18 protein-coding genes are annotated in these 14,041 nt (G+C 65.2%); 17 read left to right on the plus strand and 1 reads right to left on the minus strand.

Annotated elements, in window-relative coordinates:
* Positions 1-28: 28 nt before the first annotated feature.
* From hisD to tatC, 14 genes are all read left to right on the plus strand, one after another.
* The gene (gene hisD, locus RZR99_RS22225; protein WP_323121925.1) at positions 29-1,351 is read left to right on the plus strand and encodes a histidinol dehydrogenase; all 1,323 of its coding nucleotides are present in this window, start codon (positions 29-31) and stop codon (positions 1,349-1,351) included.
* Positions 1,352-1,440: 89 nt separating this feature from the next.
* Complete coding sequence (gene hisC / locus RZR99_RS22230; RefSeq protein WP_323121926.1) at positions 1,441-2,511, plus strand: histidinol-phosphate transaminase; 1,071 nt, start codon at positions 1,441-1,443, stop codon at positions 2,509-2,511.
* 64 nt (positions 2,512-2,575) lie between these two features.
* Positions 2,576-3,163, plus strand: a complete 588-nt coding sequence (gene hisB / locus RZR99_RS22235; RefSeq protein WP_323121927.1) for an imidazoleglycerol-phosphate dehydratase HisB — start codon at positions 2,576-2,578, stop codon at positions 3,161-3,163.
* Positions 3,164-3,216: 53 nt separating this feature from the next.
* On the plus strand, positions 3,217-3,837 hold the full coding sequence (locus RZR99_RS22240; RefSeq protein WP_323121928.1) for a YchE family NAAT transporter: 621 nt from the start codon (positions 3,217-3,219) through the stop codon (positions 3,835-3,837).
* Positions 3,834-4,475 carry an imidazole glycerol phosphate synthase subunit HisH gene (gene hisH / locus RZR99_RS22245; protein WP_323121929.1) on the plus strand — a complete coding sequence of 214 codons (642 nt, stop codon included), beginning with the start codon at positions 3,834-3,836 and terminating at the stop codon, positions 4,473-4,475. The genes RZR99_RS22240 and hisH overlap by 4 nt, the downstream gene beginning before the upstream one ends.
* 166 nt (positions 4,476-4,641) lie before the next feature.
* Entirely contained in the window at positions 4,642-5,397 is a 756-nt protein-coding gene (gene hisA / locus RZR99_RS22250) for a 1-(5-phosphoribosyl)-5-[(5-phosphoribosylamino)methylideneamino]imidazole-4-carboxamide isomerase (RefSeq protein WP_323121930.1), read from the plus strand.
* Positions 5,398-5,469: 72 nt separating this feature from the next.
* A complete protein-coding gene (gene hisF, locus RZR99_RS22255; RefSeq protein WP_323121931.1) occupies positions 5,470-6,243 on the plus strand; it encodes an imidazole glycerol phosphate synthase subunit HisF in 774 nt (257 codons plus the stop codon).
* On the plus strand, positions 6,243-6,659 hold the full coding sequence (gene hisI / locus RZR99_RS22260) for a phosphoribosyl-AMP cyclohydrolase (RefSeq protein ID WP_323121932.1): 417 nt from the start codon (positions 6,243-6,245) through the stop codon (positions 6,657-6,659). The genes hisF and hisI overlap by 1 nt, the downstream gene beginning before the upstream one ends.
* Positions 6,656-7,021 carry a phosphoribosyl-ATP diphosphatase gene (locus RZR99_RS22265; protein WP_323121933.1) on the plus strand — a complete coding sequence of 122 codons (366 nt, stop codon included), beginning with the start codon at positions 6,656-6,658 and terminating at the stop codon, positions 7,019-7,021. The genes hisI and RZR99_RS22265 overlap by 4 nt, the downstream gene beginning before the upstream one ends.
* A 55-nt stretch (positions 7,022-7,076) precedes the next feature.
* Positions 7,077-7,466: a DUF4870 family protein gene (locus RZR99_RS22270; RefSeq protein ID WP_323121934.1), complete on the plus strand. Its 390-nt coding sequence runs from the start codon at positions 7,077-7,079 to the stop codon at positions 7,464-7,466.
* Between the two features lie 27 nt (positions 7,467-7,493).
* Positions 7,494-7,859: a histidine triad nucleotide-binding protein gene (locus RZR99_RS22275; protein WP_323122000.1), complete on the plus strand. Its 366-nt coding sequence runs from the start codon at positions 7,494-7,496 to the stop codon at positions 7,857-7,859.
* Positions 7,860-7,947: 88 nt separating this feature from the next.
* Positions 7,948-8,178: a Sec-independent protein translocase subunit TatA gene (tatA, locus tag RZR99_RS22280; RefSeq protein WP_323121935.1), complete on the plus strand. Its 231-nt coding sequence runs from the start codon at positions 7,948-7,950 to the stop codon at positions 8,176-8,178.
* Positions 8,179-8,202: 24 nt separating this feature from the next.
* Positions 8,203-8,718 carry a Sec-independent protein translocase protein TatB gene (gene tatB, locus RZR99_RS22285; RefSeq protein WP_323121936.1) on the plus strand — a complete coding sequence of 172 codons (516 nt, stop codon included), beginning with the start codon at positions 8,203-8,205 and terminating at the stop codon, positions 8,716-8,718.
* Between the two features lie 38 nt (positions 8,719-8,756).
* Positions 8,757-9,542 carry a twin-arginine translocase subunit TatC gene (gene tatC / locus RZR99_RS22290; RefSeq protein WP_323121937.1) on the plus strand — a complete coding sequence of 262 codons (786 nt, stop codon included), beginning with the start codon at positions 8,757-8,759 and terminating at the stop codon, positions 9,540-9,542.
* A 280-nt stretch (positions 9,543-9,822) separates the two neighbouring features.
* Here tatC and RZR99_RS22295 read toward each other — a convergent pair whose 3' ends face one another.
* The gene (locus RZR99_RS22295) at positions 9,823-11,031 is read right to left on the minus strand and encodes a Do family serine endopeptidase (protein WP_323121938.1); all 1,209 of its coding nucleotides are present in this window, start codon (positions 11,029-11,031) and stop codon (positions 9,823-9,825) included.
* Between the two features lie 21 nt (positions 11,032-11,052).
* Between RZR99_RS22295 and RZR99_RS22300 the strand changes: the two genes are divergently transcribed.
* The 3 genes from RZR99_RS22300 to RZR99_RS22310 all read left to right on the plus strand — a co-directional run bounded on the left by RZR99_RS22300 (position 11,053) and on the right by RZR99_RS22310 (position 14,021).
* Positions 11,053-11,799: a Nif3-like dinuclear metal center hexameric protein gene (locus tag RZR99_RS22300; protein ID WP_323121939.1), complete on the plus strand. Its 747-nt coding sequence runs from the start codon at positions 11,053-11,055 to the stop codon at positions 11,797-11,799.
* A gap of 218 nt (positions 11,800-12,017) precedes the next feature.
* Positions 12,018-12,638: a ubiquinol-cytochrome c reductase iron-sulfur subunit gene (petA, locus tag RZR99_RS22305; protein WP_323121940.1), complete on the plus strand. Its 621-nt coding sequence runs from the start codon at positions 12,018-12,020 to the stop codon at positions 12,636-12,638.
* The gene (locus RZR99_RS22310; protein WP_323121941.1) at positions 12,639-14,021 is read left to right on the plus strand and encodes a cytochrome b; all 1,383 of its coding nucleotides are present in this window, start codon (positions 12,639-12,641) and stop codon (positions 14,019-14,021) included. It begins immediately after the preceding gene.
* The last annotated feature ends 20 nt before the right edge of the window (positions 14,022-14,041 follow it).

A 14,041-nucleotide genomic window follows, 5' to 3' on the forward strand; every position in this document is an offset into this window, starting at 1 on the left:
ACAGCGCATTACCGGAACGGATAACAGCATGGCTATCAAGATTCGCAAACTCGACTCGACGGCCGCCGGCTTCGACGCCGCGCTCCGCGCGGTGCTGGCATTCGAGGCGAGCGAGGACGACGCGATCGAGCAGGCGGTCGCCGGCATTCTGGCGGACGTGAAGGCGCGCGGCGACGCCGCGGTGCTCGACTACACGAACCGCTTCGACCGCCTGGACGCGACGAGCGTCGCGGCGCTCGAGCTGCGGCAGGACGAGCTGGAAGCGGCGCTCGACGGACTGGAGCCGAAGCGGCGCGCGGCGCTCGAGGCCGCCGCCGCCCGCGTGCGGGCGTATCACGAGAAGCAGAAGATCGAGTGCGGCACCCATAGCTGGCAGTACACGGAAGCCGACGGCACCGTGCTCGGCCAGAAGGTGACGCCGATCGACCGCGTCGGCCTGTACGTGCCGGGTGGCAAGGCCGCGTATCCGTCGTCGGTGCTGATGAATGCGATCCCGGCGCGGGTCGCGGGGGTCGGCGAGATCGTGATGGTCGTGCCGACGCCCGAGGGCGTGAAGAACCAGCTGGTGCTCGCCGCTGCGCTGCTGGGCGGCGTCGATCGGGTGTTCACGATCGGCGGCGCGCAAGCGGTGGGCGCGCTCGCGTACGGCACGGCCACGGTGCCGGCGGTCGACAAGATCTGCGGGCCGGGCAACGCGTACGTCGCGTCGGCGAAGCGCCGCGTGTTCGGCACGGTCGGGATCGACATGATCGCCGGGCCTTCCGAGATCCTGGTGCTGTGCGACGGCACGACCGACCCGTACTGGGTCGCGATGGACCTGTTCTCGCAGGCCGAGCACGACGAGCTGGCGCAATCGATCCTGCTGTGCCCGGATGCGTCGTTCATCGAGCGCGTCGAGAAGGCGATCGCCGAGCTGCTGCCGACGCTGCCGCGCCAGGATGTGATCCGCGCGTCGCTCGAAGGCCGCGGCGCGCTGATCAAGGTGCGCGACATGGCGGAGGCATGCCGGATCGCCAACGACATCGCACCGGAACACCTGGAAATCTCCGCGCTCGAGCCGCAGCAGTGGGGGCAACTGATCCGCCACGCGGGGGCGATCTTCCTCGGCCGCTACACCAGCGAAAGCCTCGGCGACTACTGCGCCGGCCCGAACCACGTGCTGCCGACGTCGCGCACCGCGCGCTTCTCGTCGCCGCTCGGCGTGTACGATTTCATCAAGCGCTCGAGCGTGATCGAGGTGAGCGCGGAAGGCGCGCACACGCTGGGCGAGATCGCGTCCGAGCTGGCTTACGGAGAGGGATTGCAGGCGCACGCGAAGAGCGCCGAGTTCCGCATGAAACAGGGCGGCTGAACGCCGCTTCCGCTCCATCGGGCAAGGCGGCCGGCGTCCGCCGCCGCCTTGCCGATAACACGCCGGCGCCAAGCACGCCGCTGCCACCCATGACCACGCCACAAGACATCATCCGCCGCGACGTGCTCGCGATGACGAGCTATCCGGTGCCGGACGCAACGGGCTTCGTGAAGCTCGACGCAATGGAGAATCCGTACTCGCTGCCCGAGCCGCTCGCGGCCGCGCTCGGCGAGCGGCTCGCGCGCGTCGCGCTCAACCGCTATCCGGCACCGCGTCCGGCCGCGCTGATCGACCGGCTGCGCGCGACGATGCGGGTGCCCGGCGCCTGCGACATCCTGCTCGGCAACGGCTCCGACGAAATCATCAGCCTGATCTCGATCGCGTGCGCGCGGCCGGGCGCCAAGGTGCTCGCGCCGGTACCGGGCTTCGTGATGTACGAGATGTCGGCGCGCTTCGCGCAGCTCGACTTCGTCGGCGTGCCGCTCGCCGCCGATCTGACACTCGATACCGACGCGATGCTGGCGGCGATCGCCGAGCATCGTCCGGCGATCGTCTACCTCGCGTATCCGAACAATCCCACCGGCACGCTGTATCCGGATGCGGACATCGAGCGGATCATCGCCGCCGCGACCGCGAGCCTGATCGTCATCGACGAGGCTTACCAGCCGTTCGCCCAGCGCAGCTGGATGCCGCGCGCGGCCGAGTTCGACAACGTGGTCGTGATGCGCACGGTGTCGAAGCTGGGGCTCGCCGGCCTGCGCCTCGGCTATCTGGCGGGGCTGCCCGCCTGGCTCGCGGAGTTCGACAAGGTGCGCCCGCCGTACAACATCAACGTGCTGACCCAGGTGGCCGCCGAATTCCTGCTGGAGCACGTCGACGTGCTCGATGCGCAGGCCGCCGAGCTGCGCGCGGAGCGCACCAGGCTGGCGCAGGCGGTCGGCGCGCTGCCGGGCACGACGGTATTCCCGAGCGCCGGCAATTTCCTGCTGGTGCGGGTGCCGGATGCGGCGGCGGTGTTCGAGGCGCTGCTGACCGAGCGGGTTCTGATCAAAAACGTGAGTAAAATGCATCCATTGCTGGCCAATTGCGTGCGCCTGACGGTTGGGTCTCCCGACGAAAACGCGCAGTTGCTGGCCGCGCTGAAGCTGGCGCTGCCCTGACGGTCCGTCGCGGGCACACGCTTCCGCAGTCCCCATTTACATCAGTTTTATTCGAGGAATCACCATGCGTGTGGCGGAAGTCGTTCGCAATACCAGCGAAACGCAGATCCGTGCGAAGATCAATCTCGACGGCACCGGCCAGCAGAAATTGGCCACCGGCGTGCCGTTCCTCGACCATATGCTCGATCAGATCGCGCGCCATGGTCTGATCGATCTCGACATCGAAGCGCATGGGGACACCCACATCGACGACCACCACACGGTGGAAGACGTCGGCATCACGCTCGGCCAGGCCGTCGCGAAGGCGGTCGGCGAGCGCAAGGGCATTCGCCGCTACGGCCATGCGTACGTGCCGCTCGACGAGGCGCTGTCGCGCGTCGTGATCGATTTTTCCGGGCGTCCCGGCCTCGAATTCCACGTGCCGTTCACGCGCGCGCGGATCGGCACGTTCGATGTCGACCTGTCGATCGAGTTCTTCCGAGGTTTCGTGAATCATGCAGGGGTGACGCTGCATATCGACAACCTGCGCGGCATCAACGCGCACCATCAGCTCGAAACCGTGTTCAAGGCCTTCGGCCGGGCGCTGCGGATGGCGGTGGAGCTCGACGAGCGCGCGGCCGGGCAGATCCCGTCGACGAAGGGCAGCCTCTGATCTTCCGCTGACGCGGATCACCACACTGGCCGCGGCGTTCGCGCCGGCTTGCGATGGACCTGGTCAAATCATTTATTTCGTTGCTCGCGCTGATCAATCCGCTCGGCGCGATTCCGTTCTTCCTGAGCCTGACGGCGCAGCAGACGGATGCCGAACGCCGCCATACGATCCGTATCGCGGCGATCTCGGTGTTTTGCGTGATGACGATCACGACGCTGCTCGGCCAGCAGATCATCCGTTTCTTCGGCATTTCGGTCGGCTCGCTCGAGGTGGGCGGCGGGATCATCATGCTGCTGATGGCGATCAACATGCTGAACGCGCAGATCGGCAACACCCGGTCGACGCCCGAGGAGCGCGACGAAGCGGAGTCGAAGAACAGCATCGCGGTGGTGCCGCTCGCGATTCCGCTGCTGACGGGCCCGGGCTCGATCAGCACGCTGATCGTCTACGCATCGAATGCCGACCATTGGTACGACCGGGTCGGACTGATCGCGATCGGCGCGATCCTCGCGCTGCTGTGCTTCTTCGCGATGCGGCTCGCCGAGCCGATCGCGCACTGGATCGGCCGCACTGGCATCAATATCGCCACCCGGCTGATGGGCTTGATGCTGTCGGCGCTGGCAGTGGAATTCATCGTCGATGGACTGAAGGCATTGTTGCCTGCACTGAAATGAAAACTTCGATTGCGATTGTGGATTATGGGATGGGCAACCTGCGTTCGGTCGCGCAGGCGCTCAGGAAGGCCGAGCCGGCCGCGGACGTGGCGATCGTCGATCAGCCCGCGGCGATCCGCGCGGCCGACCGCGTCGTGCTGCCGGGCCAGGGCGCGATGCCCGACTGCATGCGCTGCCTCGGCGAGTCGGGGCTGCAGGAGGCGGTGCTCGAGGCATCCCGCAACAAGCCGCTGCTCGGCGTATGCGTCGGCGAGCAGATGCTGTTCGACTGGAGCGCCGAAGGCGGCACGAACGGACTCGGCCTGATGCAGGGCAAGGTCCAGCGCTTCGAGCTGGCCGGCCGGCTGCAGGACGACGGCTCGCGCTTCAAGGTGCCGCAGATGGGCTGGAACCGGGTGCGCCAGACCCGGCCGCATCCGTTGTGGGACGGGGTACCGGACGACGCCTATTTCTATTTCGTCCACAGCTACTACGTGGAGCCGGCCGACCCGGCGCTGACGGCGGGCGAGACGCTGTACGGCGCGCCGTTCACGTCGGCGGTGGCGCGCGACAATCTCTTCGCGACCCAATTTCACCCGGAAAAGAGCGCGGAAGTCGGCTTGCGGCTGTACCGCAATTTCGTGCACTGGAACCCCTGAACGTGGCGCGCCTGCCACACCCGATCGGCGCAAAACGCCCGCTGCGTGGGCTTGAGGCGCGAATACGCGGAAAGAGTTGTACTACACTAGCGAGACGGCGTCGTGCTGGATGGGCCAGCACACCTCTCTCAATCTCTTCACTTTTCCCAGATAACACCCGATTGCTATGCTGCTGATTCCGGCCATCGATCTTAAAGACGGTCAGTGTGTACGCCTCAAACAAGGCGATATGGACCAGGCGACGATTTTTTCCGAGGATCCCGCGGCGATGGCCCGTAAATGGGTCGATCTCGGTGCGCGGCGGCTGCATCTCGTCGACCTGAACGGCGCATTCGCCGGCAAACCGAAGAATCTCGAGGCGATCGAGGCGATCCTCGACGAGGTCGGCGACGAAATCCCGGTACAGCTGGGCGGCGGGATCCGCAGCCTGGAGACGATCGAGAAGTATCTCGACGCCGGCCTGTCCTACGTGATCATCGGCACCGCGGCGGTGAAGGATCCGGGCTTCCTGCAGGACGCCTGCACGGCGTTCGCGGGCAGCATCATCGTGGGCCTCGACGCGAAGGACGGCAAGGTCGCGACGGACGGCTGGAGCAAGCTGACCGGCCACGAAGTCGTCGATCTCGCGCGCAAGTTCGAGGATTACGGCGTCGAGTCGATCGTCTACACCGACATCGGCCGCGACGGCATGCTGCAGGGCATCAACATCGAGGCGACGGTGAAGCTCGCGCAGGCCGTCGGCATTCCGGTGATCGCGAGCGGCGGCTTGTCGAATCTCACGGACATCGAGAAGCTCTGCGAAGTGGAGGAGGACGGTGTCGAAGGCGTGATCTGCGGCCGGGCGATCTACTCGGGCGATCTCGATTTCGCGGTCGCGCAAAAGCGCGCGGACGAACTGAACGGCGAACTCGACGACGCCTGAACCGCCGCTTCGGCGCCTTTTCGCCCAGGCCGCCCATCCGGGCGGCCCTACCTGCGGCACTTGTGCAACATCATGGCTCTAGCTAAACGCATCATTCCCTGCCTCGACGTCACCGCCGGGCGCGTCGTCAAGGGTGTCAATTTCGTCGAACTGCGCGACGCGGGCGATCCGGTCGAGATCGCGCGCCGCTACGACGAGCAGGGCGCCGACGAGCTCACCTTCCTCGACATCACCGCGACCTCCGACGGGCGCGACTTGATCCTGCCGATCATCGAGGCAGTGGCTTCGCAGGTGTTCATTCCGTTGACGGTGGGCGGCGGCGTGCGCGCCGTCGAGGACGTGCGGCGCCTGCTGAACGCGGGCGCGGACAAGGTCGGCATGAATTCGTCGGCGGTCGCGAATCCGCAGCTCGTGCGCGACGCGGCCGACAAGTACGGCTCGCAGTGCATCGTCGTCGCGATCGACGCGAAGCGCGTGTCGGGCGCCGGCGAGCCGCCGCGCTGGGAAGTCTTCACGCACGGCGGGCGCAAGGGCACCGGCCTCGACGCGATCGAATGGGCGCGCCGGATGGCCGAGTTCGGCGCGGGCGAGATCCTGCTCACCAGCATGGATCGCGACGGCACCAAGTCCGGCTTCGATCTCGCGCTCACGCGCGGCGTGTCGGACGCGGTGCCGGTGCCGGTGATCGCATCGGGCGGCGTCGGTTCGCTGCAGGATCTGGCCGACGGCATCAAGGACGGGCGCGCGGACGCAGTGCTGGCCGCGAGCATTTTTCACTACGGTGAACACACGGTCGGCGAAGCGAAGCGGTTCATGGCCGGCCAGGGCATTCCGGTGAGGTTGTGATGAGTGCGGGTTCGGCTACGACGGGCAACTGGCTCGACAAGGTCCGCTGGGACGCGAACGGCCTCGTGCCGGTGATCGCGCAGGAGGCGTCGACCAACGACGTGCTGATGTTCGCGTGGATGAACCGCGACGCATTGGCGAAGACGATCGAAACCAAGCGCGCGGTGTATTTCTCGCGGTCGCGCCAGCGCCTGTGGTTCAAGGGCGAGGAATCGGGCCATGTGCAGCACGTGCATGAAGTGCGGCTCGACTGCGACGAGGACGTCGTCTTGCTGAAGGTCGAGCAGGTGTCGGGCATTGCCTGCCACACCGGCCGGCATTCGTGCTTCTTCCAGAAATTCGAGGGCACCGCCGCCGACGGCGAATGGGTCACGGTCGAACCGGTGCTCAAGGACCCCGAGCACATCTACAAATGACGCAATCCACCGAAGACACGCTGCTGCGCCTCGCGGCGGTGATCGACAGCCGCAAGGGCGGCGATCCCGAGCAATCCTATGTGTCGCGCCTGTTTCACAAGGGCGACGACGCGGTGCTCAAGAAGATCGGCGAGGAAGCCACCGAAGTGGTGCTCGCCGCGAAGGACGTGCGCCAGGGCGGCGCGCCGTCGGCGCTCGTCGGCGAAGTGGCGGACCTGTGGTTTCACTGTCTCGTGATGCTGTCGCATTACGAGCTGAGTCCGGCCGACGTGATCGCCGAACTGGAGCGCCGCGAAGGCCTGTCCGGCATCGAGGAAAAGGCGCTGCGCAAGCGCCGCGAGCGCGAGGAAAACGGCGGATGAGCCGGCCGCGGGAGCGGTTCCCGCGGTAAAACTGTCATTAAAGGGGGGTAGCATCATGGAAAATTCGCCGAGCCAATTTCCGCCGTCGTATCAGAGTGCGAGCGAGAGCGAGCGGCAGAACGCGCTGCGGACGCTGACGCACATCCTGTATGCCCTCTACGCGGTCCACTGGTTGACGGGCGGCATCACCGGGATCATCGCGATCATCATCAACTACGTGAAGCGCGGCGATGTGATCGGCACCGCGTATCAGGCCCACTTCGAATGGCAGATCCGCACGTTCTGGCGCTCGCTGATCGCGTATCTGGTTGGTTTTGCACTGCTCTTCGTCGGCATAGGCTTCCTCGTGCTGGGCGTGGTCTGGGTGTGGACGCTGTACCGTATCATCAAGGGCTGGCTGTTTCTGTACGACAACAAGACGCTCGATCCGCAGGCGTGGTTCTGACGCCGGGCGGGCGTTGCAAGGAGCATGATGAGTCACGACCCGGGTTGTCTGTTCTGCAGGATCGCGGCGGGCGAGATCCCCAGCACGAAAGTGCACGAGGACGACGAGTTCGTCGCGTTTCGCGACATCCGTCCGGCGGCCGAGACGCATGTGCTGGTGATACCGCGCAAGCACCTGCCGACGCTGTCCGCGGCCACCACGGAAGACGCGCCGCTGCTTGGTAGAATGATGCTCCTCGTCGCGCGGCTCGCCGAACAGCTGGGCTGTGCGTATACGGGCGGCGAAACCGGGTTCCGGACGGTGATCAACACCGGGCCCGGCGGCGGGCAGGAGGTCTATCACCTGCACGCGCATATCCTGGCCGGGCCGCGTCCGTGGCATCGAATGGGGTGACGGGAAGCGTCCCGTTACCGGAATGAGTGAAGCCGGCGTGGCCGGCACGTTGCGCCGCGTGGTCGGCGAGGTTTAGGAGAGTGGGATCATGGGTGGACTGAGTATTTGGCACTGGCTGATCGTGCTGCTGATCGTGGCGCTGGTGTTCGGCACGAAGAAGCTGCGCAATATCGGCAGCGATCTCGGCGGCGCGGTGAAGGGGTTCAAGGAAGGCATGAAGGAACAGGAAGCGCCCGACGCGCAGCAACTGCCGCGCACGGGCTCGGTGGATGTCGACGCGAAGGAAGCGGCGCGTTCGTCCGATTCCAACAAGGCCTGACCCGCGCGCTGACGGACCGACCCGATGCTCGATCTCGGCCTTTCGAAGATGGCGCTGATCGGCGTCGTCGCGCTCGTCGTGCTCGGACCCGAGCGGCTGCCGCGCGTCGCGCGCACCGCCGGGGCGCTGTTCGGGCGCGCTCAGCGCTACATCAACGACGTGAAGGCGGAAGTCTCGCGCGAAATCGAACTCGATGCGTTGCGCACGATGAAGACCGATTTCGAGGCGGCGGCCCGCAACGTCGAAACCACGATTCACGATAACCTGCGCCAGCATGAGAGCGATCTCAATGCGGCGTGGAGTTCGGCGGTGTCGCCGGACGGCGGCGCGGGCGCTTCCGCCGAGTCGTCGGATGCGCCGGTCTGGCGCAGCAGCATGGTCGCGGCGGTGCCGAAGCGCCGCAACTGGCGCGTGAAAACTACCGCGACGCCGGTCTGGTACAAGCGCGCGACGACGCGGCGCACGCACGTGCAGTCGGGCGCCGCGCGCGTCGCCCGTCATCAGCCCGCCAGCCTGCGTCGTCCCGTGCGCTTCTTCTGAGCGATGATTCGTGCCCATCATTTCAACCGAGGGCCGGCGTGAGCGACCCCCAGCGTAATCCGGACGACGCGCCGGAAGAAACCTTCATCTCCCATCTCGTCGAACTGCGCGACCGCATCATCCGGGCGGGCGTGGCGGTGATCGTCGTGTTCCTCGGGCTCGTCTATTGGGCGCCCGACATCTTCCGGCTGCTCGCGCGCCCGTTGATGCAGAACCTGCCGAAGGGCGGCAGGATGATCGTGACCGACGTCACCGGCTCGTTCTTCGTGCCGATGAAGGTGACGATGCTCGTCGCGCTCGTGATCGCGCTGCCCATCGTGCTGTACCAGATCTGGGCGTTCGTCGCGCCGGGGCTTTACCAGCACGAGAAGAAGCTCGTGATGCCGCTCGTCGGCAGCAGCTACGTGCTGTTCCTGTGCGGGATGGCGTTCGCCTACTTCGTCGTGTTTCCCACCATCTTCCGCGTGATGGCGCACTACAACGCGCCGCTCGGGGCGGAGATGTCGACCGACATCGATAACTACCTCAGCTTCGTGCTCGGGATGTTCGTGGCGTTCGGGGTGACGTTCGAAGTGCCGGTCGTGGTGGTGCTGCTGGTCCGGATGGGCATCCTGACGGTGAAGAAACTGAAGGAAATCCGCCCGTACGTGATCGTCGGCGCGTTCGTGGTGGCCGCGGTGGTGACGCCGCCGGACGTGTTCTCGCAGTTGATGCTGGCGCTGCCGCTCGTGCTGCTGTACGAGGCGGGGATCATCGCGGCGCGGCTGATCGTCGGCAAGCAGCCCGCCAAGGAGAAGGACGAAGGGGCGGAAGCGGCGGGTTGAACGCGGCGCGTTGGGCGGGCGCGGCGAGGGCCGCGTCGGTAAAGAGGGCAATCCGGTCGGGTTGCCTTTTTTGTTGGTGGCGGGACGGCGCGTCCGGGTGAGGCAGGCCCAAGTCGATCGGCGTGGACGCGTTGCGGCGGGTGGTGCTTTGATCCGTGTTGGTTCGTGCCCGGTTCGGGCCTCGCGCGCGGACATCGGGAAGCCCTCGGCGTTCGCCCGCTTTCCAACAAAAAAGCAGCCCCGAGGGCTGCCTTTTTTATCTATCAGACACGCCCGGCCGTCACTCCGCGTCGTCGCTGTCCTGGTCGTTCAGCGCCTGTTTCGGCGGCGGCGGACGCTTGCCGATCACGACCGTCAGATCCATTTCCTTGCCCTTGCGCACCACGTGCACCTGGGTCGGCGTGCCGGGCTTGATCTGCGCGACGACGTTCAGCAGCTTCGTCGTATCGGTGATGCTCTCGCCGTTGACCGTCACCAGGATGTCGCCCGGCTTGATGCCGGCCTTGTCCGCCGGGCCGCCCTGCAGCACGCCCGCGACGATCGCGCCCGTCTTCTGGTCGAGCCCGAACGATTCAGCGATTTCCGGCGTCACGTCCTGCGGCTCGACGCCGATCCAGCCACGCGTGACCGCGCCCGTCGTGATGATGCTCTCCAGCACGCTGCGCGCGGTGGATACGGGGATCGCGAAGCCGATCCCGAGCGAGCCGCCCGAGCGCGAATAGATCGCGGTGTTGATGCCGAGCAGGTTGCCGTTGACGTCGACGAGCGCGCCACCCGAATTGCCCGGATTGATCGGCGCATCGGTCTGGATGAAGTTCTCGAACGTGTTGATGCCGAGGTGGTTGCGGCCGAGCGCGCTGATGATCCCCATCGTGACCGTCTGGCCGACGCCGAACGGATTGCCGATCGCGAGCACCACGTCGCCGACGCGCGACTGATCCGAACGGCCGAGCGTGATGGTCGGCAGGTTGGTCATGTTGATCTTGAGCACCGCGAGATCGGTTTCCGGATCGTTGCCGATCACTTTCGCGGTGGCGGTGCGGCCGTCGGCGAGCGCGACCTCGATCTGGTCGGCGCCGTCGACGACGTGCTGGTTCGTTAGAATGTAACCTTCCGAGCTCACGATAACGCCGGAGCCCAGATTGGAGGCCGGTTCCTCCTGCTGCTTGCGCGCGTTGCGGTCGCCGAAGAAGTAGCGGAACAGCGGATCCTTCGCGCGGGGGTCGGGCGGCAGCGAGCCGTCCTTGCTGGAGAATACGTTCACCACGGCGGGCATCGCTTTTTGCGCGGCATCCGCATACGAGGTTTGCGCGGGAGCGCCGCCGACGCCGGGGGCGACCTCCCGCAGCGCGACGATCGGCGCCGCGAGCTGCTTGCCGAGCTGCCCTTGCCGCTGCAGCCATTGCGGCTTGAGCGTCGCCACGATGAACATCAGTGCGAGAAGCACTGTCACCGCTTGAGCGAAGAACAGCCAAAAGCGTCTAAGCATTTGAAGATATTAGAGGTTTATATGGATCGGAACGAACTTGAATTGTACTTGAACAATACCCTTGAAACTGCCCGCTTCAAGGACTATTGCCCGAACGGTCTGCAGGTGGAAGGGCGCCGCAAGATTGAAAAGATCGCCACCGGCGTGACCGCGTCGGCCGCGTTTCTCGAGCGCGCGCTCGAGTGGGGCGCCGATGCCGTGCTCGTGCATCACGGCTATTTCTGGCGCAACGAGGCGCCGCAGATTACGGGCCGCAAGCATCAGCGTCTCAAGCTGCTGATCGCGAACGACATGAACCTGTTCGCATTCCATCTGCCGCTCGACGCGCACCGCGAACTCGGCAACAACGCGCAGCTGGGCGGACGCCTCGGCCTGAGCGGCGACGCGCGCTTTGGCGAGCAGGATCTCGGCTGGCTCGCCACGCTGCCGATGCCCGTCACGCTCGAGCATTTCACCGCGAAGGTCGAGAAGACGCTCGGCCGCACCCCGCTCGTGCTGGGCGATCCGGATCAGCAACTGCGCCGGGTCGCGTGGTGTACCGGCGGCGCGCAGGGTTTTTTCGACGCGGCGATCGAGGCGGGCGCCGACGTGTTCCTGACCGGCGAAGCGTCGGAATTCGTCACGCATGCGGCGGCGGAGAGCGGCGTGGCGTTCGTTGCGGCGGGGCACCATGCGACCGAACGCTATGGAATTCAGGCGCTCGGTCGCCATTTATCCGAACAATTCGATCTCGAACACCTTTTTATCGATATTCATAATCCGGTCTGACGGACGAAATTGATGCGGTGCATCGAAAAACCGATGTGTAGCGAACGCTTAAAAGATTATTGAAATAATCATACGGATTGTGGGGGGAAACCCTTATCTATCAAGCACTTCTAGAGGTATTTCGTATCCGGGCCTTGTAAATGGCGACTCCATTCGCGCACACTAGCGGCGATATGCGAAGTCGTGACGGAAAATCCAACTCAGAAGTGGGGCGTGTGATGCGAGACAAAGAAGAGAAACGCGTCGACAGCGGCCGCCGTACCTGGCTGATTGCGACATCCGTAGCAGGTGGCGTAGGAGGCGTCGCCACCGTAATCCCCTTTGCGGCGTCTTTGGCGCCGTCTGCGAAAGCGAAGGCGGCCGGTGCCCCGGTCGAAGTCGACATCAGCGAACTGAAGCCGGGCGAGATGCTGACCGTCGCCTGGCGCGGCAAGCCGGTGTGGATCCTGAATCGCACCGATGCGATGCTGACCGATGTGTCGAAGGCCGATAAGGAGGTGGCCGACCCCACCTCGAAGTCCCCGTATTCGATGCCCATGCCCGCGTACTGTGAGAACGAGTACCGTTCGCGGGCCGATCGCAAGAACATCCTCGTCGTCGTCGCGGTGTGCACTCATCTGGGCTGCACGCCGTCGCAGCGCTTCACGCCGGGGCCGCAGCCGAATCTGCCGGACGATTGGCCGGGCGGTTTTCTGTGCCCCTGCCACGGCTCGACTTACGATCTGGCTGGCCGTGTCTTCAAGAACAAGCCCGCCCCGCAGAATCTCGACGTTCCTCCTTACATGTTCACGTCGGCCAACACCATCGTGATCGGCAAGGATGAGAAAGGAGAAGCGTAAATGGCGTCGGATAACAAAGAAGTCTCCACGACAGGTTTCACCGGCTGGATCGACCAGCGCTTCCCCCTCACCGCCACCTGGAAGAAGCACGTTTCCGAGTACTACGCGCCGAAGAACTTCAACTTCTGGTACTTCTTCGGCTCGCTCGCGCTGCTGGTGCTGGTCAACCAGATCGTCACCGGCATCTTTCTCACGATGAATTACAAGCCCGACGCGACGCTGGCCTTCGCGTCGGTCGAGTACATCATGCGCGAGGTGCCGTGGGGCTGGCTGATCCGCTACATGCACTCGACGGGTGCATCGCTGTTCTTCGTCGTCGTCTACCTGCACATGTTTCGCGGCCTGCTGTACGGCTCGTACCGCAAGCCTCGCGAACTGGTGTGGATCTTCGGCTGCGCGATCTTTCTGTGCCTGATGGCCGAGGCGTTCTTCGGCTACCTGCTGCCGTGGGGCCAGATGTCGTTCTGGGGCGCGCAGGTGATCGTGAACCTGTTCTCGGCGATTCCGTTCGTCGGCCCGGATCTGTCGCTGTGGATTCGCGGCGACTACGTGGTGTCCGACGTCACGCTGAACCGCTTCTTCGCGTTCCACGTGATCGCGATTCCGCTGGTGCTGCTCGGGCTGGTGGTCGCGCACCTGGTGGCGTTGCACGAAGTGGGGTCGAATAATCCGGACGGCATCGAGATCAAGGAGAAGAAGGGCGAGGACGGCATTCCGCTCGACGGCATCCCGTTCCATCCGTACTACTCGGTGCACGATTTCCTCGGCGTGTGCGTGTTCCTGATGGTGTTCGCGGCGATCGTGTTCTTCGCGCCGGAGATGGGCGGCTACTTCCTCGAAGCGAACAACTTCATCCCGGCGAACCCGCTGCAGACGCCGCCCGAGATCGCGCCGGTCTGGTACTTCACCGCGTTCTACGCAATGCTGCGCGCGACCACCGATCCGTTCAAGATCGTGCTGATGATCGTGATCGCGGCGCTGGGCGTGCTGGCGCTGATCCGCGCGCGCGGCAAGTGGAAGATCGGGCTGCCGGTGCTGGCCGCGGCCGTGGTCGTGTTCATGTACCTCACCGAGGCGAAGTTCTGGGGCGTGGTGGTGATGGGTTCGGCGGTCGTCACGCTGTTCTTCCTGCCCTGGCTCGACCGCAGCCCGGTGAAGTCGATCCGCTACCGGCCGCTGTTCCACAAGGTGTTCTTCGGGATCTTCGTGCTGGTGTTCCTCACGCTCGCGTTCCTCGGGACGCGGCCGGTTTCGCCCGCGGCGACGCTGATCGCGCAGATCTGCGCGCTCGTGTACTTCGCGTTCTTCCTCGGCATGCCGTTCTGGACGCCGCTTGGCACGTTCAAGCAGCCGCCCGAACGCGTGCAGTTCAAGCCCCATTAAAGCGAGCGAGGAGAACACGA

This window comes from Burkholderia alba (assembly GCF_034721475.1).
In the GTDB taxonomy this organism is placed as follows: domain Bacteria; phylum Pseudomonadota; class Gammaproteobacteria; order Burkholderiales; family Burkholderiaceae; genus Burkholderia; species Burkholderia alba.